The 23697-nt window shown below is 66.4% G+C and carries 22 protein-coding genes and 1 pseudogene; 14 read left to right on the top strand and 9 right to left on the bottom strand.

What is annotated here, in order from left to right:
- Positions 1 to 3: 3 nt before the first annotated feature.
- The gene (locus tag AC1DX2_RS10655) at positions 4 to 1422 is read right to left on the bottom strand and encodes a tetratricopeptide repeat protein (protein ID WP_477196314.1); all 1419 of its coding nucleotides are present in this window, start codon (positions 1420 to 1422) and stop codon (positions 4 to 6) included.
- 333 nt (positions 1423 to 1755) lie between these two features.
- Here AC1DX2_RS10655 and AC1DX2_RS10650 point away from each other — a divergent pair, with 333 nt between their 5' ends.
- From AC1DX2_RS10650 to AC1DX2_RS10640, 3 genes are all read left to right on the top strand, one after another.
- The gene (locus AC1DX2_RS10650) at positions 1756 to 2514 is read left to right on the top strand and encodes a PEP-CTERM sorting domain-containing protein (protein ID WP_477196313.1); all 759 of its coding nucleotides are present in this window, start codon (positions 1756 to 1758) and stop codon (positions 2512 to 2514) included.
- A gap of 152 nt (positions 2515 to 2666) precedes the next feature.
- Positions 2667 to 3824: a GGDEF domain-containing protein gene (locus AC1DX2_RS10645; RefSeq protein ID WP_477196312.1), complete on the top strand. Its 1158-nt coding sequence runs from the start codon at positions 2667 to 2669 to the stop codon at positions 3822 to 3824.
- A gap of 22 nt (positions 3825 to 3846) precedes the next feature.
- The gene (locus tag AC1DX2_RS10640) at positions 3847 to 4698 is read left to right on the top strand and encodes a DUF4349 domain-containing protein (RefSeq protein WP_477196311.1); all 852 of its coding nucleotides are present in this window, start codon (positions 3847 to 3849) and stop codon (positions 4696 to 4698) included.
- A gap of 60 nt (positions 4699 to 4758) precedes the next feature.
- Here AC1DX2_RS10640 and AC1DX2_RS10635 read toward each other — a convergent pair whose 3' ends face one another.
- Positions 4759 to 5463 (bottom strand): hypothetical protein, encoded by a 705-nt coding sequence (locus AC1DX2_RS10635; RefSeq protein WP_477196310.1) that lies wholly within the window; start codon positions 5461 to 5463, stop codon positions 4759 to 4761.
- 84 nt (positions 5464 to 5547) lie between these two features.
- On the opposite strand from AC1DX2_RS10635, the gene AC1DX2_RS10630 reads away from it, so the two are divergent.
- Positions 5548 to 7188, top strand: a complete 1641-nt coding sequence (locus tag AC1DX2_RS10630; RefSeq protein WP_477196309.1) for a sensor domain-containing diguanylate cyclase — start codon at positions 5548 to 5550, stop codon at positions 7186 to 7188.
- A 30-nt stretch (positions 7189 to 7218) separates the two neighbouring features.
- Here the strand turns inward: AC1DX2_RS10630 and AC1DX2_RS10625 are convergent, their stop codons facing one another.
- The 3 genes and pseudogenes from AC1DX2_RS10625 to AC1DX2_RS10615 all read right to left on the bottom strand — a co-directional run bounded on the left by AC1DX2_RS10625 (position 7219) and on the right by AC1DX2_RS10615 (position 8452).
- Positions 7219 to 7566 carry a GFA family protein gene (locus tag AC1DX2_RS10625; protein WP_477196308.1) on the bottom strand — a complete coding sequence of 116 codons (348 nt, stop codon included), beginning with the start codon at positions 7564 to 7566 and terminating at the stop codon, positions 7219 to 7221.
- A gap of 8 nt (positions 7567 to 7574) precedes the next feature.
- Positions 7575 to 7940: pseudogene (locus AC1DX2_RS10620) on the bottom strand (SRPBCC family protein); the annotation flags it as partial.
- 8 nt (positions 7941 to 7948) lie between these two features.
- Positions 7949 to 8452, bottom strand: a complete 504-nt coding sequence (locus AC1DX2_RS10615; RefSeq protein WP_477196307.1) for an ArsR/SmtB family transcription factor — start codon at positions 8450 to 8452, stop codon at positions 7949 to 7951.
- Between the two features lie 316 nt (positions 8453 to 8768).
- Between AC1DX2_RS10615 and AC1DX2_RS10610 the strand changes: the two genes are divergently transcribed.
- From AC1DX2_RS10610 to AC1DX2_RS10570, 9 genes are all read left to right on the top strand, one after another.
- Entirely contained in the window at positions 8769 to 9698 is a 930-nt protein-coding gene (locus tag AC1DX2_RS10610) for a branched-chain amino acid ABC transporter permease (RefSeq protein WP_477196306.1), read from the top strand.
- Positions 9699 to 9711: 13 nt separating this feature from the next.
- Positions 9712 to 10851, top strand: a complete 1140-nt coding sequence (locus AC1DX2_RS10605) for a branched-chain amino acid ABC transporter permease (RefSeq protein ID WP_477196305.1) — start codon at positions 9712 to 9714, stop codon at positions 10849 to 10851.
- A gap of 4 nt (positions 10852 to 10855) precedes the next feature.
- On the top strand, positions 10856 to 11713 hold the full coding sequence (locus AC1DX2_RS10600; RefSeq protein WP_477196304.1) for an ABC transporter ATP-binding protein: 858 nt from the start codon (positions 10856 to 10858) through the stop codon (positions 11711 to 11713).
- A complete protein-coding gene (locus AC1DX2_RS10595; RefSeq protein WP_477196303.1) occupies positions 11710 to 12447 on the top strand; it encodes an ABC transporter ATP-binding protein in 738 nt (245 codons plus the stop codon). The genes AC1DX2_RS10600 and AC1DX2_RS10595 overlap by 4 nt, the downstream gene beginning before the upstream one ends.
- A complete protein-coding gene (locus tag AC1DX2_RS10590; protein WP_477196302.1) occupies positions 12444 to 13028 on the top strand; it encodes a GNAT family N-acetyltransferase in 585 nt (194 codons plus the stop codon). Before AC1DX2_RS10595 ends, AC1DX2_RS10590 begins: the two co-directional genes overlap by 4 nt.
- A complete protein-coding gene (locus AC1DX2_RS10585) occupies positions 13028 to 13930 on the top strand; it encodes a DMT family transporter (RefSeq protein WP_477196301.1) in 903 nt (300 codons plus the stop codon). Before AC1DX2_RS10590 ends, AC1DX2_RS10585 begins: the two co-directional genes overlap by 1 nt.
- Before the next feature lie 140 nt (positions 13931 to 14070).
- Entirely contained in the window at positions 14071 to 15459 is a 1389-nt protein-coding gene (locus tag AC1DX2_RS10580; protein ID WP_477196667.1) for a crotonase/enoyl-CoA hydratase family protein, read from the top strand.
- Between the two features lie 89 nt (positions 15460 to 15548).
- Positions 15549 to 16397 carry a hypothetical protein gene (locus tag AC1DX2_RS10575; RefSeq protein ID WP_477196300.1) on the top strand — a complete coding sequence of 283 codons (849 nt, stop codon included), beginning with the start codon at positions 15549 to 15551 and terminating at the stop codon, positions 16395 to 16397.
- An 86-nt stretch (positions 16398 to 16483) separates the two neighbouring features.
- Positions 16484 to 17785, top strand: coding sequence for an MFS transporter (locus tag AC1DX2_RS10570; RefSeq protein ID WP_477196299.1), 1302 nt, complete (start codon positions 16484 to 16486; stop codon positions 17783 to 17785).
- 25 nt (positions 17786 to 17810) lie between these two features.
- Here AC1DX2_RS10570 and AC1DX2_RS10565 read toward each other — a convergent pair whose 3' ends face one another.
- The 3 genes from AC1DX2_RS10565 to AC1DX2_RS10555 all read right to left on the bottom strand — a co-directional run bounded on the left by AC1DX2_RS10565 (position 17811) and on the right by AC1DX2_RS10555 (position 21358).
- Positions 17811 to 19475 (bottom strand): alpha/beta hydrolase, encoded by a 1665-nt coding sequence (locus AC1DX2_RS10565; RefSeq protein ID WP_477196298.1) that lies wholly within the window; start codon positions 19473 to 19475, stop codon positions 17811 to 17813.
- 118 nt (positions 19476 to 19593) lie between these two features.
- On the bottom strand, positions 19594 to 20340 hold the full coding sequence (locus AC1DX2_RS10560; RefSeq protein WP_477196297.1) for a polysaccharide deacetylase family protein: 747 nt from the start codon (positions 20338 to 20340) through the stop codon (positions 19594 to 19596).
- Between the two features lie 13 nt (positions 20341 to 20353).
- Positions 20354 to 21358, bottom strand: a complete 1005-nt coding sequence (locus tag AC1DX2_RS10555) for a Bug family tripartite tricarboxylate transporter substrate binding protein (RefSeq protein ID WP_477196296.1) — start codon at positions 21356 to 21358, stop codon at positions 20354 to 20356.
- A 153-nt stretch (positions 21359 to 21511) separates the two neighbouring features.
- Here AC1DX2_RS10555 and AC1DX2_RS10550 point away from each other — a divergent pair, with 153 nt between their 5' ends.
- Positions 21512 to 21883: a hypothetical protein gene (locus tag AC1DX2_RS10550; RefSeq protein WP_477196295.1), complete on the top strand. Its 372-nt coding sequence runs from the start codon at positions 21512 to 21514 to the stop codon at positions 21881 to 21883.
- A 679-nt stretch (positions 21884 to 22562) separates the two neighbouring features.
- Here the strand turns inward: AC1DX2_RS10550 and AC1DX2_RS10545 are convergent.
- Positions 22563 to 23654 carry a CDP-6-deoxy-delta-3,4-glucoseen reductase gene (locus AC1DX2_RS10545; RefSeq protein ID WP_477196294.1) on the bottom strand — a complete coding sequence of 364 codons (1092 nt, stop codon included), beginning with the start codon at positions 23652 to 23654 and terminating at the stop codon, positions 22563 to 22565.
- Positions 23655 to 23697: the final 43 nt, after the last annotated feature.

Below are 23697 nucleotides of genomic sequence, written 5' to 3'. Positions count from 1 at the left end.
GCCTCAGGGCAGGCCGGCGTTCTTCCACTGCGGCACGTAGCGCGTCTGGTAATACGTGATGTAGCCCTGTGACATGCCCGCCGGCAGTGCCTCTATGCCGGTCTTGACGCCTGCCGCCAGCGCCAGGCGCTTGTATTCGGCGACATGCTGCTGGGCCTTGGCCATGTCGCCTTTGTTGGCGTAGGCGATGGCCAGATGCGTGTGGGAAGGGAAATAGTCGGCATCCTTGTCCAATGCCTTTTGGGCCCAGCTGATCGCGGCGTCGTCGTCCCCCAGCATCAAGCTGTTGTTGGCCATGTTGGCGAACACGGAAATGCTGCCCTTGGGGTGCAGTGCCAAGGCCTGCTTCAGCAAATCCATGGCGCGCTGCGGTTCGCCCAAGTAAGTGAGCACGGTAGACAGGTTGATGTAGGCGGACGGGTTCTTGGGGTCCAGCGCAAGCCGCTCCTCCATCATGCGCCGTGAGCCATCCAGGTCATTGTGCAGGCCCGCGTAGACGGACAGCGCGATGTAGATGTTGGGCAGGTTGGGGTCCAGCGGCTTGGCCCGCAGCGCCAGCTCCCGCGCTTCGTCCACCAGGGGCCCTTGCGCCGGGTCGCCGGTTTGCATGAAGTTGAAGGCGTGCAGTGCCAAGATGCTGGCCAGGTCCGCCATGGCGACGGCATTGCCGGGGTCCAGCGCCAGCACCTCGCGGTACAGCTTTTCCATCTGGATGAAGTTGGCCAGCGACTGGCGGTGCGCCCGCAGTGCGCGGGCGCGCAGCATCAGGTCGGCCACCTTGGGGCTGTTGGCGCGCTTGGCGCTGTCGCGCGCCGCCACCACCACCATCTCGGGCCCTATGCTGTTGCCTATGCGGGCGGTCACCAGGTCTTGCAGCTCGAACAGTTTGCCCAACTCGCCTTCGAAGGTGTCGTTCCACAACTGCGCGCCGGTTTGCGCGTCTGACAGCTGTGCGCCGATGCGCAGCTTCTCGCCGCTGGCCAGCACGTTGCCTTGCAGCACAAAGCGCACGCCGGCGGCCTGGCCGATCTGCTGCACGCTCAGGGCCTTGTCCTTGAAGGTGAACGCGGTGGCGGTGGGCACCACAAAGGCATCGCGTATGCGGTTGAGGTCGGCGCTGATGCTGGAGGTGAGTGCATCGGCGATGTAGGCCTTTTGCGCGTCGCCCGTCTGGTTGGCAAACGGCAGCACGAGGATGGAGAGTGGGGCCACCGGCGCGGCGCTTGCCACTGGCGCAGCGGGCCCTGCCACGGTTCTGTAAGTGGTGTACCACCCCACCAGGCCGCTCAGCACCGCCCCGACACCGGCCACCGCGACGACAACCGCTTTGAAGCGTTTCAGCTTGTCCAGCCAGCGCGTGAAGCGGGACGGTTCACGGGTGGTTGCGTTCGCGCTGACATCCGTTGCATGGGGGCTGGTCACGGTTTGGCACGCCTCAGTGGTTTGCCCCGGATTCTAGTCCGGTTGGACGTGCCAAAGCCCTCGACAAGCTCGAGCGTTTTGACGATATCCCGTTCAACCATTGCCGTATGTGCGCTACCCCACACAACAGTCGCGCTTGAAATGTCGAACCGTTTGACAGCGCCATTTCAAATCTGCAATGGATCGCCGCGCGCACTACAAAAAAGCTAGCAATATCAACCTCTCGCCTGATCACACCTTTTGGGGCTCGAATATTGCTTTGCAGTGCAAGACGCAGCTTTGCGTTTCCCTCAACCCCGCACTATGTGCGTCGTCACACAAAGGAGATTTAACTTGAACAAGATCAAATCACTCAGCCTCATCGCTGCAGCACTGGCTGCGTGCAGCGCATTCGCGGCCCCCGTGGGCACGATCACCAACGGCAACGTGACCCCCACGGTCATCTTCGGCACCGGCGGCAACCAGAATGGCGACTTCACCATTTCGAGCGTCAGCTCGTCCGGGCTGGAACTGGGCTTGCGTGGCCGGGTGCGCTTCCAGACCGAAACCATGGACCAGAACAACGGCACCTACGGCAGCTTTGCCACCAGCGCCGGCCCGCTGGCACTGTGGAATTTCGACTGGACGGTCAATTCCAACTACAACGGCAATGGCTCGAATCTGTCTGCCAACGGGTTGACCTATCTGCTGGGTATGGACTTCAACCCGGCTGTCGGCAACGCGTTCTCGTCTGTCCTCAACCTCAGCACCACGTGCATTGACAGCCAGTTCGGCAACAACGGCACGGCCAGCAATGCAGGCATCGCGGCCAACTGCACGCCAGGCAACTATGCCTCGCTGATGGCAGGCAACAATGCGATGCAGAACTCGGGCAACCTGGGTTGGTTCGCGGCACCGTTTGGCCAGACCTTCGACGCCTCTGCATCGGGTGAATACTCGTTCTTCCTGCGCGCTGTCGACGCTAACGGTGGCATCGTGGGTGAGACGGACATCACCATCACCGTTCCTGAGCCGGCCTCGCTGGCCCTGGTCAGCCTGGCGCTGGTTGGCGTTGGCGTGGCAACCCGCCGCCGCCGCAAGACCCAGGCTTGAGCTTCTGAGCTTTTGCCCCTGACAAAGAGCCCGGCTTGCCGGGCTCTTTGCTTTGGGGCGTGCAAACGCGCAACACCGCCTGGCGCGCAGTGGTGATACGCTCTGGAGCCATGTCGCTAGCGCCCACCCCACCCATGGCCCCGCCTACGCTCATGACCGCAATTCCTGCGGCGCCACATTCAGCTTCACCCATTCCCCCGCCGGACAACCCGCCTTCGCCCTACGAAACGCTGGTGCGCGCCGATACGCTGGCGCTGCTGTTCAAGCAGTCGTTCCCGGCGGTGTTTTACAGCCTGGGCATTGGCGCGCTGATGTGCTGGATCTTGTGGGGCCGCTTGCCGGCCGCGTCGCTGCAGCTGTGGCTGGGTGCGCTGGCGGGCGGTTTTGCCATCCGGCTGGCCATGTTCATCGTCTACTTTCGCGCCAAGCCGGCGGGTGAGGCGGTGCTGGGGTGGAAGTGGCCCTACATTGCCACGCTGGTGCTGGCCGCTGGCGTGTGGGGCTTTGGCGCGCCGTGGCTGCTGGCGCAGTGTGATGAGGTGGCGCAGCTGATCATCCTGTTTTTCATCATCGGCATGACGGCCGGCGCGGTGACCACGTATTCGGCCCACCGGGGCATCACCATCACGGCCATGCTGGTGGTGATGGTGCCCAGCATGCTGTGGCTGGTGCTGCAGCCGGGCCAGATGGCGCCGGGCATGGCGTTGGGGGGCACGCTGTTCATCCTGGGCGCGATACGCGGCACCCAGGTGCTGGCCGAGGCCATGCGCAACCAGATCGAGATTGGCTACCGCCTGAAGTCCGCGCACGACGCGGCGCAAAAGCTGGCGCGCGCCGACGCGCTGACGGGCCTGAACAACCGCCGCGCCTTCATGGAGGTGGGCGAGGGCCTGGCTGCGCTGTGCCGGCGCAATGCGACGCCGTGTAGTTGCCTGCTGGTGGATGTGGACCACTTCAAGCAGGTGAACGATGTGCACGGCCACGCCGCCGGCGACCTGGTGCTGCAGCACATTGGCAACCTGCTGACGCGCGAGTTTCGCGCCTCAGACGTGGCGGGCCGCCTGGGCGGTGAAGAGTTTGCGGTGATGCTGCCCGACACCGATTCGACCTCTGCCACGCAGGTGGCCGACAAGTTTCGCCTGGCGGTGGCGGCGCACAGCATCAAGTGGCAAAAAACCACCATCCAGGTGACGGTGAGCATAGGCGTGGCCACCCGCCACGACGGCCTGGCCGACCTGCTGCAGCATGCCGACGCGGCCATGTACCAGGCCAAGGGCACGGGGCGTAACCGGGTGGTGTGCCACGGCTGATAGAACAGAGGGAGGAAGAACAATGATTGGATTCAATGCGCGGCGCGCAGGCTTGCGCGTAGGCTCGTCGCTGTTGCTGGCTGTTGCACTGGCGGGCTGCGGCAACAAAGGCGAAGGCCAGGTCAAGGCCCTGGCGATGAAGGAGATGAAGCCGCTGGAGGCGGCGCTGCGCCAGGAAGCCACCGCCCAGGCAGTGAGCCCCAACCGTTACCTGGCTTATGAACACAGCCTGACCATCGACGTGCCGGCGCAGCAGGTGCCCACGGTGTTCGAAGCCGCGCAGGCCGCCTGCCGCGAGGCAGTGGCCGATGTGTGCGCGGTGCTGCATTCCAACGTCACCACTGGGCGGCACGCCGGTGCGTCGCTGAAGTTTCGCGCCAAGCCGGCTGGCATACGCAAGTTGATCGCGACGCTGGGCAAGCAGGGCGAGATCGTCAGCCAGTCCACCAGCGCCGAAGACCTGGCCGGCCCGATTGCCGACACCGACAAGCAGCTTGCCATGTTGAACGACTACCGCACCAAGCTGGAGGCGCTGCGCGGCCGCGCCGCCAGCGATGTGGACGCGTTGATCAAGGTGAACCGCGAGCTGGCCCAGGTGCAGAGCCAGTTGGAGGCCGCCACCGGCAGCCGTGCGCACCTGATGCAGCGGGTGGACACAGAGATTTTGAACGTCAGCATCATCTCCTACCAAAACCTGTCGTTCTGGCGGCCCATCAGCCTGGCGGCGGGGGACTTCGGCGGCAACCTGGCGCAGGGCATCTCATCCACCATCACCGGCATTGCCTTCCTCATCCCCTGGGTGCTGTTGCTCAGCCTGGCGGTGTGGGTGGGTCGCGTGTTGTGGCGCTGGCGCAAGCGCCGGGCGCAGGGCTAATGGATGCTGGTTGAAATGGGGTGCGCGGTTGTGCCGCCCAGGCCGCGTCGTGGCGCAACGTCACTGCGGCTGGCGTGGTGGCGGTAGCGGCGGGATGGAGGGTGCGGTGGGCGCCACTGGGGCAGTAGGCGCCACGGGCACAGCCTGCTCCTTCGCCTTCTCCCCCATCTTCAAGCACCCATGCGCCTGCATCAGCCCCTTGAGGTAGGCGCGTCTTGCCATGCCGGCGGCCAGGGCGGCGGCGACATCGCGCTCGTGCTGGTCGGCACCGCTCAGGCGGCGCACCCAGCCGCGAAAGGGCACCAGGTTTTCCACCGTGTTGCGAAAGGCGTTGACGGCCGCGTCGCCCACCACCTGGGTGCCGGTGTCGGCGGCGCTGCGGTCTTGCGTGGCGGGGGGTGGGGCGTCCACATCGGGGCCGAGCGCGGCGTCCAGCGCCAGCACGTCGTTCAGCATGGGGGCGCACTCCAGCTTGGCCGGGGTGGTGTAGGGGCGCGCCCGGGCTTCCAGCAGCACCGGGGGAATGTCGATCTGCATCAGGTTGAAGTCGTTCAGCGGTGACGCCACCGCTGCGCCCAGCTGCTCGCTGCGGGTGGCCGGGGCCTGGGCGCCAGCGGTGGCGGCGCGGGTGGCACAGCCGCTGGCCATGAATGCGGTGGCCAGCACGAGCGCAACCAGCGCTGCCTGGTGGGGGCGGGCGGCCAGCAAGGGCTGGCGGGTGACGCTGATGCCGCTGGTGCGCGAGGTGACAGACGCTGTGTCCATGCCCAAATGGTATCGCAGGCGGGTGGTGTTGGCGGGTCGTTTACACAGGGCGCGGCCATTTCACTGGTCTATGATGTTGCCCCAATGGCGCTAAAAATCAACAAGAGCATCGTCACCCGGCTGGTCGCATTCGTATTGCTGCTGGTGATTGCGGACGCGGCGGCGCGCTACTTTCTGCTGACCAACTTCCTGCGCGAGGATTTGACGCACGTGGTGGCGCGCCAGCAGGAGTCGCTGGCCAACTACGTGGCGCAGGACGTGGACCGCAAGGTCATGACCCGCAAGGTGGTGCTGCAGCAGATGGCCGAGGCGCTGCCGCTGGCGTTGCTGAGCAAGCCCGACGAGCTGAGCCAGTGGCTGGGCGAGCACTACAAGCTGCAGGCGCTGTTTTCCGAGTCGCTGTTCGTCACCGACACCGCCGGCATACCGATAGCCGACTACCCGCGCCGGCCCGAGCGCCGTGGCATCGTCTACGCCGACCGCGACTACATCCAGGGCGCGGTGAACGGCCACGCCACCATCGGCAGCCCGGTGGTGGGCAAGCTGGCGCGCAAGCCCATCCTGCCTATGGGTGCGCCCATCATGGACGCCAGCGGCCGCGTGCGCGCGGTGTTGGCTGGCATCACCGCCATTGATGACTCGGGCTTTTTGGCGTTTCCCGAGCAAAGCCGCATTGGCAACCATGGCGGCTTTTTGCTGGTGTCGCCGAACGACAAGCTGTTTGTGGCCGCCAGCCAGGCCAACATGGCGCTCAAGCCCACGCCGGCGGTGGGCGTCAACCTGCTGCACGACAAGGCCATGGCCGGTTACCGTGGCAGTGGCGTAACCATCAACGCCCAGGGGCGCGAGGAGATTTCGGGCATTGCCTCGGTGGCCACCACCGGCTGGTTTGTGGTGGCGCGCATCTCTACCGAAGAGGCGCTGGCCACGGTGGCGCGCACGCAGCGCTACCTGCAGTGGTCGAGCGTGGTGGTGGTGGTGGTGATTGGCGTGCTGGCCACGCTGGGGCTGCTGTGGATCTTTCGCCCGCTGCACCGGGCCGCCCAGCATGCTGACCGCATGACGCGCGGAGAGATCCCCATGGAGCCGCTGCCGGTGGCGCGGGCAGACGAGGTGGGCCATCTCACCGCCGCCTTCAACCGCCTGCTGGCGCGGCTGGGCGCCACCCAGACCGAGCTGCAGCGCGTGGCCCACCACGACCCCTTGACCGGCCTGGCCAACCGCACCTTGTTCGCCGACCGGCTGGCCAATGCGCTGGCGCGCAGCCAGCGCACCGGCAAGCGCATCGCGCTGATGTACCTGGACCTGGACGGCTTCAAGCCCATCAACGACGAGCTGGGCCACCAGGCGGGCGACGCCGCACTGGTGGAGGTGGCGCGCCGGCTGGCGGGCATCGTGCGCGAATCAGACACACTGGCGCGCGTGGGCGGCGACGAGTTCATGATGCTGATGGACCACATGGTGACGCAGCCGTCGGTGGCCGAGCTGGCGGCGCAGACGGTGGCCGGCAAATGCCTGGAGGCGCTGCGCCAGCCCATCGAGGTGATGGGGCAGACGCGGCAACTCACCGTCTCCATCGGCGTGGCCATTGGCAATGGCCAAAGCTCGGCAGCGGTGCTGCAGCGCGTGGCCGACGAGGCCATGTACACCGTGAAGCGCGCGGGGGGCGACAACTTCTGCATCACCCCGCAGGCGGAGACGACGGGGATGATGCCGCTGGCCTGAGTTTGTCCCAGTCCGTTCGGGCTGAGCGCGCTACAGCGCCCGCCCATCAAACTCCGTCACCGGCACCGCCTTCAGGTCAATGCCTTCAATGCAGCGCAGGTTGACGGCAGCCATGGGCTGGCCATTGGGCGCGGTGGCCTCGCCGTAGGGGTGCATGCCGCAGTGGGTGCAGAAGCGGTGCTGGATGTGGTGCTTGTTGAAGGTGTAGGTGGCTGCGTCCGCCTCGGGCGTGAGCAGCGTCAGCTGCTCGCGCGGCACAAACCACAGCAGCGAACCCCGGCGCTGGCAGATGGAGCAGTTGCAGGCCAGGGCGCTGGTGATCTCGCCTTCGACTTCGAATTTGATGCGGCCGCAGTGGCAGCTTCCAATGTGCTTCATGGTGTGTCTCAGGCCTCTTCTTGTTGCGCGCTGGCGTGCAGGCTGAGCAGGTACGCGTCCAGCTGGGCCATGGTCCGGTTCCAGCCGCGTTCGTGGTTGGCGCGGGCGGCGTCGTCAAAGAAGCGATCATGCACAAAGCGCATCTCGCTGCCCCAGGGCGTGGGCGCCAGGCTGATGCTGACGCGCGACACGCGCTCGGGCGTGCTGCCCCAGGCCCAGGTGAACACCAGGCGTTCAAAGGGGCGCACTTCCTGGTAGGTGCCAAAGACCTCGTTCTGTTCGCCATTGGCCATGGTGAAGCGCACGCGGTAGTGGCCGCCCACGCGCACGTCCAGCTCGGCGCTGTCGGTGGCGGCGGGCTTGCCGTCGGTGAACCAGCTGACTAGCGCTTGCGGCTCGGTCCACGCTTGCCAGACCCTTTCGGGCGCGGCGTCGTAGCTGCGGGTGAGGCGGACTTGGGCTTGCTTTTGGCGCTGGAAGGCGGGCTGGCTGGGTTGGGCGTGTTGGGAGGCTGTGGGCTCCATGGGGCGATCTCCTGCTGGTGGTAAAGGAAGCGGCCGAGCGCGTCCAGGCGCTCGTTCCAGAAATGGGCATAACGGTCTATCCACATGGCCGCCTCCTGCATGGGCAAGGCGTCGATCTCGCAGCGCACCACCCGCCCTTCCTTGGCGCGGGCAATCAGCCCGGCGGCCTCGAGCACGGCCAGGTGCTTCATGAAGCCGGGCAGCGACATGGCATGCCCCTGTGCCAGCTCGCTGATGCTGACCGGCCCGCTGCCCTGGTCCAGCTGCGCCAGCACGCGCCGGCGCGTGGCGTCGGACAGGGCGGCGAAGACGCGGTCGAGCTGGGCTTCGGCTTCGGGGGTGGCGGCGTTAAGGTTAACCATTTGGTTTAGTTTATGCGCGGTCGCCAGGCATTGTCAAGTGAGGCCCGGTAGAAATGGGCCTGCGCGGTTTGGCTCCATCGGGCCTGGTAGGGGATGCCCACTTAAAACACCGTTAAGACAGGGTTAACCCTCAAAGGCGGGCCAAAGCGCGTCTTTTGCTTCGGTACAATGCCCCGCAAACCCGCCCGGTTACCCTAGTGGCGGGTTTTTTGCTACCGGATGGATGGCGGCCAAACACGTGCACCAGAGTCGGGCAGCGGGCGGGGCCGCACCCACAGGGCGGAGGGCCGCCTTATTTCGGAGTCGGGAAAATATTATGGATATCTTGCTACAGCAGATCATCAACGGTCTGGTACTGGGCAGCATGTATGCGCTGGTCGCCCTGGGTTACACCATGGTGTACGGCATCATCAACCTGATCAATTTCGCCCACGGCGAGGTGCTGATGGTGGGCGCGCTCACCAGCTGGACCATCATCGGCCTGATGCGCGACGCCATGCCCGGCACGCCGGGCTGGATCATCCTGCTGGTGGCGCTCATCATTGCCTGCGTGGTGGCGGCGGTGCTGAACTTTGTGATCGAAAAGGTGGCCTACCGGCCGCTGCGCAACAGCCCGAAGCTGGCTACGCTGATCACCGCCATCGGCATGTCCATCCTGCTGCAGACGCTGGCCATGATCATCTGGAAGCCCAATTACAAGCCTTACCCCACGCTGCTGCCCAGTGCGCCCTTCAACATAGGCGGCGCCGTCATCACGCCCACGCAGGTGCTGATCCTCTCCGTCACCGCCATTTCGCTGGCCATTCTGAGCTGGGTGGTCAGCCGCACGCGGCTGGGCCGGGCGATGCGCGCCACCGCCGAGAACCCGCGCGTGGCCGGCCTGATGGGCGTCAAGCCCGACATGGTGATCTCGGCCACCTTCATCATCGGCGCCGTGCTGGCGGCCATTGCCGGCGTGATGTGGGCGGCCAACTACGGCACGGTGCAGCACACCATGGGTTTCCTGCCGGGGCTGAAGGCCTTCACGGCGGCGGTGTTCGGCGGCATTGGCAACCTGGCCGGCGCGGTGGTGGGCGGCATCCTGCTGGGGCTGATCGAATCGATCGGCGCCGGCTACATCGGCCAGCTGACCGGCGGCGTGCTGGGCAGCAACTACTCGGACATCTTCGCCTTCATCGTGCTCATCATCATGCTGACGCTGCGGCCTTCGGGCCTGCTGGGCGAGCGGGTGGCGGACCGGGCTTAAGGGAAGGCACGACATGACGAACTTCCTCGACAAACTGAGCCCGCAGCAAAAACTGGCCGCCATGCTGGTGGTCGCCGCGCTGCTGCTGGTGCTGCCGCTGGGCCTGCAGGGCTTTGGCAACGCCTGGGTGCGCATTCTGGACGTGGCGCTGCTGTACGTGCTGCTGGCGCTGGGCCTGAACATCGTGGTGGGCTATGCCGGCCTGCTGGACCTGGGCTACGTGGCCTTCTTCGCCATTGGTGCCTATGTGTATGGGCTGCTGGCTTCGCCCCACCTGACCGAGGCCTTTGAGGGCATGGCCGCGCTGTTCCCCAACGGGCTGCATGCACCGCTGTGGGTCATCATCCCGCTGGGGGCGGCGGTGGCGGCCGTCTTTGGGGTGCTGCTGGGCGCACCCACGCTGCGGCTGCGTGGCGACTACCTGGCCATCGTCACGCTGGGCTTTGGCGAGATCATCCGTGTGTTCATGAACAACCTGGACCACCCGTTCAACATCACCAACGGCCCCAAGGGCGTGGACCAGATCGACCCCATCCATTTCTTCGGGCTGAACCTGGGCCGGCCGGTCACGGTGGCGGGCTTCGAGATTGCGTCGGTGTCGCTGTACTACTACCTGTTCCTGGTGCTGGTGGTGGTGAGCGTGGTGATCTGCCACCGGCTCGAACTGTCGCGCGTGGGCCGCGCCTGGATGGCCATCCGCGAGGACGAGATCGCCGCCAAGGCCATGGGCATCAACACCCGCAACCTGAAGCTGCTGGCATTCGGCATGGGCGCCACTTTTGGCGGCGTGTCGGGCACCATGTTCGCGGCCTTCCAGGGCTTCATCTCGCCGGAGTCGTTCAGCCTAATGGAGTCGGTGATGATCGTCGCCATGGTGGTGCTGGGCGGCATTGGGCATTTGCCGGGTGTCATCCTGGGCTCGCTGCTGCTGGCGGCCTTGCCCGAGGTGCTGCGCTATGTGGCCGGCCCGCTGCAGAACATGACGGGCGGGCGGCTGGATGCGTCGATATTGCGCCAGCTGCTGATCGCGCTGGCCATGATTGGTGTGATGCTGTCGCGCCCGCGCGGACTGTGGCCGGCGCCCGAGCACGGCAAGTCGCTGCGCAACGCGGCCAATGCCGCTGCCGCTGCCGCTGCTGCCAACAAGGTCTGATGCCATGAGCAACACCGCATCCAACCCCAACACCATCCTGCACGTGGCCGGCGTCTCCAAGCGCTTTGGCGGCCTGCAGGCACTGAGCGACGTGGGCATCCACATCGAGCGCGGCCAGGTGTATGGCCTGATCGGCCCCAACGGCGCCGGCAAAACCACCTTCTTCAACGTGCTGACCGGCCTGTACGAACCCGACAGCGGCAGCTTCGAGCTGGCCGGCAAGGCCTACAAGCCCACGGCGGTGCACCAGGTGGCCAAGGCCGGCATTGCGCGCACGTTCCAGAACATCCGCCTGTTCGCCGACATGACGGCGCTGGAAAACGTGATGGTGGGCCGCCATGTGCGCACGCATTCGGGGCTGTTTGGCGCCATCTTCCGCACCCCCAGCTTCAAGGCCGAGGAAAAAGCCATCGCCGCGCGCGCCCAGGAACTGCTGGACTACGTGGGTATAGGCAAATACGCCGACTACAAGGCCCGCACGCTGAGCTATGGCGACCAGCGCCGGCTGGAGATTGCCCGGGCGCTGGCCACCGACCCGCAGCTGATCGCGCTGGACGAGCCGGCCGCCGGCATGAACGCCACCGAAAAGGTGCTGCTGCGCGAGCTGATTTCGCGCATACGCCAGGACAACCGCACCGTGCTGCTGATCGAGCACGACGTGAAGCTGGTGATGGGCCTGTGCGACCAGGTCTGCGTGCTGGACTACGGCAAATGCATCGCCCAGGGCACGCCGGCCGCGGTGCAGAAGAACGAGAAGGTGATCGAGGCCTATCTGGGCCACGGCGGCGCGCACACGGCGGCCAAAGCGACAGCCGAGACAGCCGCAACAGCAGCAGCGACAGCGGCCAAGGCAGCAACATGACGACGACTCCAATGACTTCTGACAAGGTGCTGCTCAAGGTCACGGGCCTGCAGGTGGCCTATGGCGGCATACAGGCCGTCAAGGGCGTGGACTTCGAGGTGCGCGAGGGCGAGCTGGTGTCGCTGATCGGCTCCAACGGTGCCGGCAAGACCACCACCATGAAGGCCATCACCGGCCTGCTGCCGATTGCCGGCGGCGACATCGAATACCTGGGCCACAGCATTCGCGGCAAGGGCCCGTGGGACCTGGTGAAGCAGGGCCTGGCCATGGTGCCGGAAGGGCGTGGCGTGTTCACGCGCATGAGCATCACCGAAAACCTGCTGATGGGTGCCTACATACGCAACGACAAGGCGGAGATTGCCGCCGACATCGAGCGTGTGTTTGGCATCTTCCCCCGCCTCAAAGAGCGCAAGGACCAGCTGGCCGGCACCATGTCGGGCGGCGAGCAGCAGATGCTGGCCATGGGCCGCGCGCTGATGAGCCGGCCCAAGGTGCTGCTGCTGGATGAACCGTCGATGGGCCTGTCGCCCATCATGGTGGACAAGATCTTCGAGGTGGTGCGCGACGTCTACGCCCAGGGCGTGACGGTGCTGCTGGTGGAGCAGAACGCCAGCCGCGCGCTGGACATCGCCAACCGCGGCTATGTGATGGAGTCCGGCCTGGTGACCATGAGCGGCGACGCCAAGGACATGCTGAACGACCCGCGCGTGCGCGCCGCCTACCTGGGCGAATGAGCATGGCGGAGCGGGCAGAAGCTGGACCACAAGCTGGTCGTGTTGTCCTGCAGACCGAGCGCCTGCGGCTGCGGCTGCTGACCGAGGACGACGCGCCTTTCTATCTGGCGCTGATCAACTCGCCCGGCTGGCTGCGCTTCATCGGTGACCGGGGCGCGCGCACGGTGGAAGATGCGCGCAAAATCATGCTGGAAGGCACCATGGCCCAGCAGCACAAATACGGCTTCAGCTTCTATGCGGTGGAGTTGAAGGACGCACCGGCGGGCACAGAGCCTTTGGGCATCTGCGGCATGGTCAAGCGCGACACGCTGCCCGACCCGGAGATTGGCTACGCCTTCATGGAATCGCACTGGGGCAAGGGCTATGTGAAAGAGGCCGCCAGCGCCGTGTTTGCCCACGCGCGCGACGTGCTGAAGCTGCCGCGCCTGCTGGCCATCACCTCGCCGGACAATGACGTGTCGATCGCCATCCTGCTGAAGCTGGGTTTGAGCTTTCAGCAGGTGATCCACATGAAGGCGGACGATCCGACCAACCTGTACCTGATCGAGTTCCCGCAGAACCAGCACAAGAGGATGGCCTGATGGGCACTGGGAGTGGCGCCGGCAAGGGCTTGGGCATGGGCTGGAGCGTGGCGATGCTGCTGGGCGTCACGCTGGTGTGGGGCACCACGTTTCCACTGCTGAAGGCCGCGTCCGCCTCACTGAGCGGGGTGGAGATCTCGGCGGTGCGCTTTTGCATCGCCGGCCTGTGCATGCTGCCGTTCGCCTGGGGCGCACCGCGCCAGACCTGGAAGGACGGCGTCATCCTCGGCGCGCTGGCGCTGGTGTCGTATGTGGCGCAGGCTTTCGGCTTGGAATACATCAGCAGCAACCGCAGCGCCTTCCTGACCGCGCTGAACGTGCTGATGACGCCGCTGCTGGGCCTGGCGTTCGGTGCCAGCCTGTCCGTGGTGGTGCTGCTGGCGGCGGGCATCGCGCTGGCCGGCATTGGCCTGATGTCGTGGGAGGGCGGCGCCCACCTGCTGGGCGACAGCGCCACCGTGTTGTGCGCGCTGGCCTATGCGCTGTATGTCATCGTGTTGTCGCAGCGCTCCAGCAATCACAATTCGCGCCAGTTGGCGGCGACGCAGATCGTGCTGATGGCGGCGTTCGCGCTGCTGTGGGTGCTGGGCAGTGGGGCCATCCACCCCGACGCCCTATTGAGCCTGCCGGCGCGCATCCTGCCACAACTGCCGCAGTTGCTGTACCTGGGCATCATCGCCACCGCCGGCATGCTGTTCCTGCAGGCCGTGGCCCAGCGCCAGGTGCCGGCCGACAAGGCGGCGGTCATTTACGCCATGGAGCCGGTGTTTGCGGCGCTGTTCGGCTGGCTGTGGCTGAACGAGACGCTGAGCATGCGGGCGGCGATTGGTGGGGTGATGGTGGTGGGGGCGGTCATCATCAGCGAGTTGAAGCCTGGCGTTGGCAAGAAGGCGCCCGCCTAGCTAGCAACTCCGTTCGGGCCGAGCCCCAACCGTTCGGGCTGAGCCTGTTGAAGCCTGGTCAAACCAAGCTGGCGCCGAACGTGTCCGGCTGGCAGGCGCGCCGGGCAGCCGTATCCGGACTGCCGGCGGACCGCGCGCAGATGATGTGTGTGGCACACCATGCAATTGGCGCGACCGCCATGGTCTGGGCGCGTGACTCTGTAGCATGCGTCGCATGCCACCGGCAACCCGGATACGTCAGCCCGGTGCGCCGCGTGTCTTGGCTGGCGGTGGTGGGCTTTCGCGCCGTGGTCTCTGGAGCTCTGCCGACTTTGCCCGGGCGGCGCAGCGGCTGTTGCTCACTTACGAAGAAGCGACCCGCAGGCGTGCCGGGTGGCTGTAGCCAGGTTGCCGGTGCCATTCGCGCATGCTACAGAGTCACGCACGCCAGCCAAGGCGGTCGCGCAGCCAATCCGCCTTACCAGAAGCGTCATCTGCGCGAGGTGCGCCGGCAGTCTGGCTACGGACGCCCGGTGCGCTCGCCAACCGGCAATCCCGGGCGAAGCCTACGTGACAGCGGCCACCCCGCCAAGCGAAGATACTGCGAACACAAGAGGAGACAGGACACCATGCCCACCTACACCACGCTGAAGATCGACAAGGACGCCAGCAACCCCCGCATCGCAAGGTTGCTACTTAACCGCCCCGACAAGCTCAACGCCATCAACGACGCCATGCCGCGTGAGATCCGCGCCGCGGTGGACTGGGCGGCGGCTGAAGACGAGGTGCACGTGATCGTGGTCGAGGGCGCTGGCAAGGGCTTCTGTGGCGGCTATGACCTGAGCCAGTTCGCCGAGGGGCAGATCGACCACCCCTGCCAGCAGGAGCGCCACCCGTGGGACCCGATGGTGGACTACTCGTACATGAAGCGCAACACCGAGGACTTCATGGCGTTGTGGCGCAGCCCCAAGCCCACCATCGCCAAGGTGCACGGCTATGCGGCGGCGGGTGGCAGCGACATCGCGCTGTGTTGCGACCTGCTGGTGATGGCCGAGGACGCCCGCATCGGCTACATGCCCACGCGCGTGTGGGGTTGCCCCACCACGGCCATGTGGACCTACCGGCTGGGGCCCACGCGGGCCAAGCAGCTGATGTTCACCGGCGATACGATTGACGGCAACAAGGCCCTGGCATGGGGCTTGGCGAATGACTGTGTGCCGCTGGATCAACTGGAGACGGCGACCATGGCCCTGGCCAACCGCATTGCCGGCGTGCCCAGTTCGCACCTGGCCATGCACAAGCTGGTGGTGAACCAGGTGCTGCTGACCATGGGTCTGGAGCAATCGCAAACCATGGCCACGGTGTTTGACGGCATCACCCGCCACAACCCGGAGGGCCTGTGGTTCCGCCGCCAGGCGCAGGCCAATGGCTTCAAGAGCGCGGTGCAGTGGCGTGACAGTGGCCGGCCGATTCCCGAGGGGGACGAGGCTCGGGCGTTCATTGCCGAACTGGAGCAGCAGCTGGCCGAGGCCAAGGCGCGGCTGGGCTAGCGCTGGTCGTATGCGCGCCACCGCACGGAAACGGCGGCGCGGCATGGGGATACTGCCTGCTTTTCGGCCTTCCCCGCAGGCAGGTTTCCATGGCATTCACCCACTCCATCACCCTCGGGCCCCAAGCGTTGCGCAGCGGCAACTTTGGGTTTGGCATGTTTCCAATGCCCACCTACCGCGAGGCCAGCCAGGGCGACTGGCGCGTGCGCCTGCACCTGCCAGGCTTGGGCGACGGCTACCTGGCCACCACAGCGATGCAAGCGCGTGCGGTGCTGTCGTGCGGCCGCACCGTGTGGATGTCCACCGGCCTGCTGGAGCAGGAGAGTCATGCCTGGCATGTGCACTGCGCCCGCGGCGTGGTGGTCACCGCCGGGCTGGGCCTGGGGATGTATGTCTATGCAGCAGCGATGAAGCCGGAAGTGGAGCAGGTGGTGGTGGTGGAACGTTCGGCCGATGTCATCGCGCTGATGCGGCAGGCCTCGGGGTTCGACCACTGGCCTTGCCGCGACAAGGTGCGCCTGCTGCATGCCGATGCGCTGGCCCCCAGCTTTGCGGCTCGCGTGGCGCAGCGCACGGGTGGGCGGCCTGTGGACTACCTGTATGCCGACATCTGGCCCAAGCTCCCCGCCGTGCAGGCGCCCACCCAGACGGCGCAGATGGTGCGCGCCCTGCATCCCCGGGCGGCTGGCTGGTGGGGCCAGGAGCTGTCATTTGCGCATTGGTGCCGTGCGTGGGGCTTTGCCATGACGCTGGACAACCTGGACAGTTATTTCGAAGACGTGGATGTGCCCGCTCCGCCGCTGACGCCGGGTTACCTGGCTTTCTGTCTTGAAGCCATCACGGCCAATGGCCTGCACCGGCCCCCGCCGCTGTGGCAGCGGCTGGCCAGCTGGTGGCGCGGTGGTCATTCCGGCGGTGCGGCCACGGGCTTGACCTGAGCGTCTGGTGGCGCCCGCCGACTGTCGGCGGCCGTTTACCGAATCGTTGTGCAGCGCAGCGGAATAACGGCTACCATTCGCCCCCTATGAAAAAAACCAACCCCAAACCGCAGGCGGCTGCGGGAGGCAGTTCAGCGGGGGCGGGTGCCGCGCCGGCGCCCATAGCCTTCACCCCTTACCAGCGCTTCGTGGCCGGCATGCTGGCGGTGCTGCAGTTCGCCGTCATCCTGGACTTCATGATCATGTCGCCGCTGGGCGCGATGATCATGCCGGCGCTGAACATCAGCACCCAGCAGTTCGGCCTGGTGGTGTCGGCCTATGCCTTCAGCGCCGGCATCTCCAGCATCGTCACCGCCGGTTTTGCCGACCGCTTTGACCGCAAGCGCCTGCTGGTGTTCTTCTATGCCGGTTTCCTGCTGGGCACCTTATGGTGCGGGCTGGCGCCCAATTTCGAGCAGTTGCTGGTGGCGCGCATCGTCACCGGCATCTTCGGCGGCGTCATCGGCTCCATCGTGATGGCCATCGCGGCCGACCTGTTTGTGCCGCAGCAGCGCGGGCGCGTGATGGGCATCATCCAGACCGCGTTTGCCGCCAGCCAGGTGATGGGCCTGCCGCTGGGGCTGTACCTGTCCAACCACTGGGGCTGGCACGCGCCCTTCCTGGCCATGGTGGTGTTTGGCGCCGTGGGCGGCGCCGTCATCCTGTGGCGCATGCAGCCGGTGGACGCGCACCTGGCGGCCAAGCAGGAAAAGAGCGCCTTCATGCACCTGGCGCACACGCTGATGGACATGCGCTATGTGCCGGTGTTTGCCGCCACCGCGCTGCTGACCACCGGCGGCTTCATGCTGATGCCGTTTGCCAGCGCCTTCACGGTGAACAACCTGGGCATCCCGCTGACGCAGCTGCCCACCATCTACCTGGTCACCGGGGTGTTCACCATCTTCATCGGGCCTCTGGTGGGCCGGATGGCCGACAAGCTGGGCAAGATGTCGGTGTTCCTGGCCGGCAGCACGCTGTCAGTCATCATGGTGATGATCTACACGCACCTGTCGGCGGTGCCGCTGTGGCTGGTGATCGTGGTCAACGTGGTGATGTTTGTCGGCATCTTCTCGCGCATGATCCCTTTCCAGGCCATGGCCGCGGGCGTTCCCGAGCCGCAACAGCGCGGCGCCTTCAACGCCGTCAGCTCGGCCATCCAGTCGCTGGCGGGTGGCGTGGCTTCGCTGGTGGCCGGGCACATCGTCACCTTTGGCGCCGACGGCAAGCTGCAGCACTTCGAGGTGGTGGGTTATGTGATGCTGGGCACCGCCTCGGTGGCGGCCTGGCTGGGCTGGCGCGTGCATGTGGGCATACAAGAGCGGGCGGCGCTGGTGGCCAAGCCGGTCTGAACTCGCACGCCGCTGGCGACAGCGGTCACTGCGGTTTGGGTTCGATGGGCTTCAGCGTCGAACCCGGCCGCGCAACGGCATACATGTCCCAGCTGAAGCGCTTGAGCAGCGCCCAGCGGTCCTTGCCTTCGACATAGACGTCGAAGTGCGTGCGCCCGGGCAGGAACTGGAAGCTGCTCTTGGCGCCCAGGCCGTCCAGCACGGCTTTGAGCCGCCGGGACGCGCCGTCCAGGTAAAACGTGTCGGCATCGCCCACGGCGACGTGGATCTTGCCGTCCAGGTCGGGCCGCAGGCGGTCCCAGTTCGTTTGCACCAGGTGGGCGATGTCGTAGTTGGCGCGCCAGTAGGCCACGACCTGGGCGTTGACGGCACCCGTGTCGCGGTCAAACAGCGGCACCGGCGCACCGTCCGGGCCGCGCGGGGAGAACACCCATTCCAGCGACGACAACTGGCCGCCGTAGTTGCCCAGCACCCGCTCCAGCCTGGCGAACTGCTCCAGCGTGCCCTTCACCTGGCCGCCGTCGCGCACCAACGGGTAGGGGCTGCCGTCGGCCTTGCGGTACACATTGGCGTTGGCGGCGTACAGGTCCACGCCGGTGAAGTCGTGGAAGTCGCTGGGGTCGGGCGAGGTGGACCAGGTGCCGCCAAACAGCTTGGGGTAGCGGGTCTGCAGCCACAGCGTGGCCCAGCCGCCTGACGAGTGACCCTGCAGCAGGCGCCCGCTGGGCTTGGCGTCCATGGCGGGAAAGCGCGCCTCCAGATGCGGGATGAGCTCGGTGGTCAGCGCCTGGCCCCAGGGGCCGTTGTTGACCGAATCGGCAAACTCGTGCGTGCCCGTGGGGCTGGATTCGTCCAGCAGCACCCAGATCATGGGCGGCATGCTGCCTTCCTGCATGGCTGCGTACATGGTGCGCATGGGGCCCACCAGGCCGTCGATGTCGCCGCCAAAGCCATGCGTGAAGTACACGGTGGGGTAGCGGGTGGGGCTGTTGGCGTCATAGCCGGGGGGCGTCAGCACCCAGGCGCGCATGACGACGGGACGGCCCCAGAAGGCGCTCAGCGCCGGGCTGGTGAAGGCAATGGCCTGCGCATGCGCGCGCACGGCCGGCAGCAACTCGCGCGCGGCGGCGGGGGCGCTTGGCGGCAGTTGCCAGGGGTCGCGGGCCGGCAGCACGCGCGTCAGGGTCAGCGCTGGCAGGGCGGCGGCAGGCAGCTTCAGCTTCACCACCTCGCTGACCAGGTCGCCGCCGTGGCGGCCGGTGTAGTTGTAGCTGTGGTCCACGTCCAGCACGGCTTGCATGTAATAGTCGCCCGGTGGCAGCTTGGAGAAGCCGGCCGGAAAGGCGAGGTCATCCCCATCCAGCGCCACAGTCTGGCCTGGCTCCAGCCGCGATACCTCGCGCGCGGCCACGGTGGTCTGGGTGGCGGCAAAGGGGTTGGCGTCAACGTTGGTCACGGCGGGCGACTGGCCTTTCGATGCCTCCAGCGCGGCAGCTTCCGCCACCTTGGCCTCCATCGCAAACACCAGCAGCCGCCCGCTGGTGGCCTGTGTGCTGGCGCTGCTCAGTTGCACCCGCAGAGGGGGGCTGGCGCCTGCGCCGTCGGACGTCGCCGGCGAGGGTTGCAGGGGGGCGCAGGCGCACAGAAGCAGTGCGGCGCAAGCGGCTGTCACAGGCAGGCGCAAGAACATGGCTAAACCTTGGCGTTAGGGTGTGTGGCGTGGTGGAAGGGCCGCCGCGTTCGGGTGGGGCAGGCTGGCGCGCCCCACTGTAGCGGCCATCGGACCGTGGTGCAACTGCCGGCGGCTCTCACGCGGTGATCCAGCGCAGGTGCACCACACGGTAACCGTTGTCCTTCAAGGCTTTCAGCAGGGCAGGCAGTGCGTTGGCGGTGACGGCTTGCGGGTCGTGCATCAGGATGATGCCGCCGCCCTTGTCTTTCAGCCGCTGCAGCATGCGCGCCACCAGCAGTTCGGTGGTTTGTTCGGGCAGCCAATCGTCAATCGCCAGATCAATGGACATCACCGTGACGGCCTGGGCCTTGAAGGCTTCCATCAGCACGGGCGACTCTTCCAGGAACGGAAAGCGAAACGCTGGTGGCTTGTAGCCGTAGGTGGCGGTGAAGACCTGTTGCATTTGGCGCAGATCGGTCAACTGCTCTGTCTCACCCAGCGTAGCGAAGTGGGGGTGCCGAAAGCCGTGCATGGCCACGCTGTGGCCTTGTGCCACCAGGCGGCGGCCCAGCGCGGGCGCAGCCTTCAGCGCCCCGCCGGTGAGGAAGAAGGTGGCCTGCACGCACTGCGCGGCCAGCGTGGCCAGCACCTGCGGCGTGGTGGCGGGGCTGGGGCCATCGTCAAAGGTCAATACCACTTCGCCGGGCTGCAGCGTGGGCAACGGTGCGTGCTGCGCGCTGCCCCAGGCAGCAGCCTCACGTTTCAGCGTCAGCGTGCGCGTGGTGCCTAGTGCGTTGGCATCACAAGCCGCGTGGCTGGCCGGCGCGGCCAGCAGTGACAGCAACGAAACCAGCACGGGGGCGAGCAAGCGGCGCAGGGTCATGCCGGTCCTTCTGTCAATCCACCTTGGCGCCCGAAGCCTTCACCACCTTTTCGTACTTGGCCCGCTCGGCCGCCATGAAGGCGCCAAACTGCTGTGGCGTGCTGGGCACCGGCTCGGCCATCAGCAGCGCGAAGCGGGCCTTGGTGTCCGGGTGGTTCAGCGCCGCCACGAAGGCCTGGTTCAGCCGGGCGACGGTGTCCTTGGGCGTGGCTGCGGGCGCCACCAGACCCCACCAGGTGTCGACCTCGAAGCCGGGCAGCAGCTCGGCCACGGTGGGCACATCAGGCAGCACGGCACTGCGTTGGTGTGTGGTCACCGCCAGGGCCTTGAGCTTGCCGGCGCGGATGTTGGGCGCGGCGGTGGCCAGGTTGTCGAAGTTGAAGTCCACCTGGCCGCTGAGCAGCGCCAGCTGCGCCGGGCTGCCACCGTTGTAGGGGATGTGCACCGCAAAGATGCCCGCCTGCGCCTTGAACATCTCGCCCGCCAGGTGCCCGGCGCTGCCGTTGCCGCCACTGGCATAGTTCAGCTTGGCCGGGTTGGCCTTGGCGTAGGTCACCAGCTCGCGCAGCGAGTTGATGCGCAGGCGCTGTGCAGTTTCAGCATTCATCACCAGCACATTGGGCACGCGCAGCATCTGGGTGATGGGGGCGAAATCCGTCGCGGCGTTGTACGGCATCTTTCTGTATAGCCAGGGGTTCACCGCGTGCGTGGCGGTGGCGGCGATGCCAATGGTCAGCCCATCGGGCGCCGCCTTGGCGATGGCGTCAGCCCCGATGTTGCCACCGGCGCCGGCCCGGTTGTCGATGATCACCGTGCCCAGTGTGTCGCGCACCTTGTCGGCCAGCAGGCGGGCAGTGGTGTCTATCGGGCCGCCGGGGGCATAGGGCACGATCAGGTGGATGGGCTTGCCGCTGTTGCCCTGGCTCCAGGCGGGCAGGGCCAGCGTGCCGGCGGTGGCGGCCAGGGCGCCCAACAGGCGACGGCGCGGGTGCGAAAAATGTTTGGCAATAGGTTGCATGCCGCTATTGTGCAGAAACCGGCCGGCGCCGGTATCGTGACACTCCCTTACAAAGCGTTGCGTTTCGTATGTCAGGCCGTGGCCGTGCTGAGACGTTGTAACTGCATGGAGACTTTCCATGCCGCTTTTCCAACAACTGGAGTTCCCCGCATCATGATCAAGAAGATTCACGCCGTCGCCGCAGCCGTTCTCGCCCTGGGCATTGCCGGTGCCTCGTTCGCGCAGACCGCGCCCACCACCAGCCCCACTGCCACCCCGAAGCTGGACAAGCAGCAGGCCAACCAGCAAGCGCGCATTGACCAAGGCGTGGCCTCTGGCCAGCTGACCGCCAAGGAAGCCAATCGGCTGGACAAGGGCCAGGCCAAGCTGCAAGCCGACAAGGTGGCCGCCAAGGCAGACGGCAAGGTGACGACCGCCGAGCGCCGCAAGCTGCGCCGCCAAGCCAAGCGCAACAGCAAGGCCATCCACGCGCAAAAGCATGACGCCCAGATCGCCGCGCCCGCCGTCGCACCGGCCACCAAGTAAACACAAGGTCTGAATCACAGACAACAAGCAAGAAGACTGCGGCAGAACAACTACACGCCGCGATTCATGGCCGGTGAGCACTCTAGGGCTCACTGGCCTTTTTCGTTTGCCGCGCCCGGCCGTTCGGGCTGAGCCTGTCGAAGCCAGCGCCCTGGTTCAGCTGCCGCCGCACGCTTCCGGTAGGCAGGCGCACCGGGCAGCCGTATCCGGACTGCCGGCGGACCGCGCGCAGATGATGTTTGTGGCGCACCATGGGGTAGGCGCGACCACGATAGTTTGGGCGCGTGACTCTGTAGCATGCGTCGCATGCCACCGGCAACCCGGATACGTCAGCCCGGCGCGCCGCGTGTCATGGTTGGTGCTCGCGGGCCTTCGCGCTGCGGCCTCTGCGGCTCGCGTGGCGAAGCGACTGTCCGGCTCTTGGTCACGTTGACCAAGAGCGACACGTGGCGCGCTGGGTGGCTGCATTGGGGCGCAGGGGGACATTCGTGCCCACGAGCAGTAACCACAGTCAAAAGCAGTGTTGAGGCCAGCCAAGCTGGTGTGAGAAGGGCCTCCCACCGCGCGGCTCCCCCGGAGAACCAATGCGGACGCCCGGCGTGCCTGCCAAGGGGGTACGTGCGGCGCTAGCTGAACCAGGGCGCTGGCTTCGACAGGCTCAGCCCGAACGGCAATGCAATCAGTGCGCTTTATCCGCCTCCGTCGTGAACGCGTCGGCGTAAAACTCGTCCTCCGGCAGCCCGCCCAGCTTCACGTAGTCAGCCCGTGCCGAGTCCACCACGATGGGCGCGCCGCAGGCATACACCTGGTGGCCCGACAGGTCGGGCAGGTCCTGCAGCACCGCCTGGTGCACGAAGCCGGTGCGGCCGGTCCAGTTGTCTTCGGGCAGGGCGTTGGAGATCACCGGCACGTAGCGCAGGTTGGGCATCTCGGCCAGTTTGGCTTGCACCCAGTCGTTCAGGTACAGGTCGTCCGGCCGGCGGCCGCCCCAGTACAGCACGGCGGGGCGTGTGCTGCCCAGGTGCTGCATATGCTCGATCAGCGCCTTGATGGGGGCAAAGCCCGTGCCCGATGCCAGCAGCACCATGGGCTTGTCGGAATCCTCGCGCAGGAAGAAGCTGCCGAAAGGGCCTTCGATGCGCTGGATCTCCTTTTCCTTCATCACGTTGAACACGTGGTCGGTGAACTTGCCGCCCGGCATGTGGCGCACGTGCAGCTCCAGCGCGTTGTTGTCGGGCGTCACCGTGTGCGGCGCGTTGGCCATGGAGTAGCTGCGCCGCGCGCCGTCACGCAGCAAAAATTCAATGTATTGGCCGGCGTGGTAGGCAAAAACGTCGTTGGCCGGCAGTTGCAGGCGTATGGCCATCACGTCGTGCGATTTCTTTTCCAGCGTGGTCACGCGCGAAGGCATGCGCTTGATGGGCAGCGCGCCGGCTTCGGTCACCTGGCGCGATTCCAGCACCACATCGCTGTGCGGCACGCCGCAGCAGGTCAGCACGTAGCCGGCCGCCTCTTCCTCGGCGCTCAGGGCTTTGGGCTGGTGCACGCCATGCACCACCGTGCCGGAGAGCTTCTTGCACTTGCAGGAACCGCAGGCACCGTCCTTGCAGCCATAGGGCAGGCCAATGCCCTGGCGTATGCCGGCGGCCAGCATGGCCTCGCCCGCCATGGCGGTGAAGGCGCGCCCGCTGGGCTGCACGGTGATCTGGAAGGTGGTGTTGTTGGTTTCCGGCAGGCCGTTGTTGGTAAGGGTGGCCGCGGGGGTGCTCATGTTTTGGGTATCCTTGGGAACAGACTGTCTGACAACCCTCGAT

This window comes from Hylemonella sp. P2_B10 (assembly GCF_056404875.1).
The sequence above is the reverse complement of the archived record's forward strand: the minus strand, read 5'-3'. Positions and strand labels throughout refer to the sequence as shown.

Coding starts and splice junctions, on each gene's coding strand:
- AC1DX2_RS10645 (WP_477196312.1), top strand. CDS start 2,667: ATGACCGCAATTCCTGCGGCGCCACATTCAGCTTCACCCATTCCCCCG.
- AC1DX2_RS10640 (WP_477196311.1), top strand. CDS start 3,847: ATGATTGGATTCAATGCGCGGCGCGCAGGCTTGCGCGTAGGCTCGTCG.
- AC1DX2_RS10635 (WP_477196310.1), bottom strand. CDS start 5,463: ATGGACACAGCGTCTGTCACCTCGCGCACCAGCGGCATCAGCGTCACC.
- AC1DX2_RS10630 (WP_477196309.1), top strand. CDS start 5,548: ATGGCGCTAAAAATCAACAAGAGCATCGTCACCCGGCTGGTCGCATTC.
- AC1DX2_RS10625 (WP_477196308.1), bottom strand. CDS start 7,566: ATGAAGCACATTGGAAGCTGCCACTGCGGCCGCATCAAATTCGAAGTC.
- AC1DX2_RS10615 (WP_477196307.1), bottom strand. CDS start 8,452: ATGGTTAACCTTAACGCCGCCACCCCCGAAGCCGAAGCCCAGCTCGAC.
- AC1DX2_RS10610 (WP_477196306.1), top strand. CDS start 8,769: ATGGATATCTTGCTACAGCAGATCATCAACGGTCTGGTACTGGGCAGC.
- AC1DX2_RS10605 (WP_477196305.1), top strand. CDS start 9,712: ATGACGAACTTCCTCGACAAACTGAGCCCGCAGCAAAAACTGGCCGCC.
- AC1DX2_RS10600 (WP_477196304.1), top strand. CDS start 10,856: ATGAGCAACACCGCATCCAACCCCAACACCATCCTGCACGTGGCCGGC.
- AC1DX2_RS10595 (WP_477196303.1), top strand. CDS start 11,710: ATGACGACGACTCCAATGACTTCTGACAAGGTGCTGCTCAAGGTCACG.
- AC1DX2_RS10590 (WP_477196302.1), top strand. CDS start 12,444: ATGAGCATGGCGGAGCGGGCAGAAGCTGGACCACAAGCTGGTCGTGTT.
- AC1DX2_RS10585 (WP_477196301.1), top strand. CDS start 13,028: ATGGGCACTGGGAGTGGCGCCGGCAAGGGCTTGGGCATGGGCTGGAGC.
- AC1DX2_RS10580 (WP_477196667.1), top strand. CDS start 14,071: ATGATGTGTGTGGCACACCATGCAATTGGCGCGACCGCCATGGTCTGG.
- AC1DX2_RS10575 (WP_477196300.1), top strand. CDS start 15,549: ATGGCATTCACCCACTCCATCACCCTCGGGCCCCAAGCGTTGCGCAGC.
- AC1DX2_RS10570 (WP_477196299.1), top strand. CDS start 16,484: ATGAAAAAAACCAACCCCAAACCGCAGGCGGCTGCGGGAGGCAGTTCA.
- AC1DX2_RS10565 (WP_477196298.1), bottom strand. CDS start 19,475: ATGTTCTTGCGCCTGCCTGTGACAGCCGCTTGCGCCGCACTGCTTCTG.
- AC1DX2_RS10560 (WP_477196297.1), bottom strand. CDS start 20,340: ATGACCCTGCGCCGCTTGCTCGCCCCCGTGCTGGTTTCGTTGCTGTCA.
- AC1DX2_RS10555 (WP_477196296.1), bottom strand. CDS start 21,358: ATGCAACCTATTGCCAAACATTTTTCGCACCCGCGCCGTCGCCTGTTG.
- AC1DX2_RS10550 (WP_477196295.1), top strand. CDS start 21,512: ATGATCAAGAAGATTCACGCCGTCGCCGCAGCCGTTCTCGCCCTGGGC.
- AC1DX2_RS10545 (WP_477196294.1), bottom strand. CDS start 23,654: ATGAGCACCCCCGCGGCCACCCTTACCAACAACGGCCTGCCGGAAACC.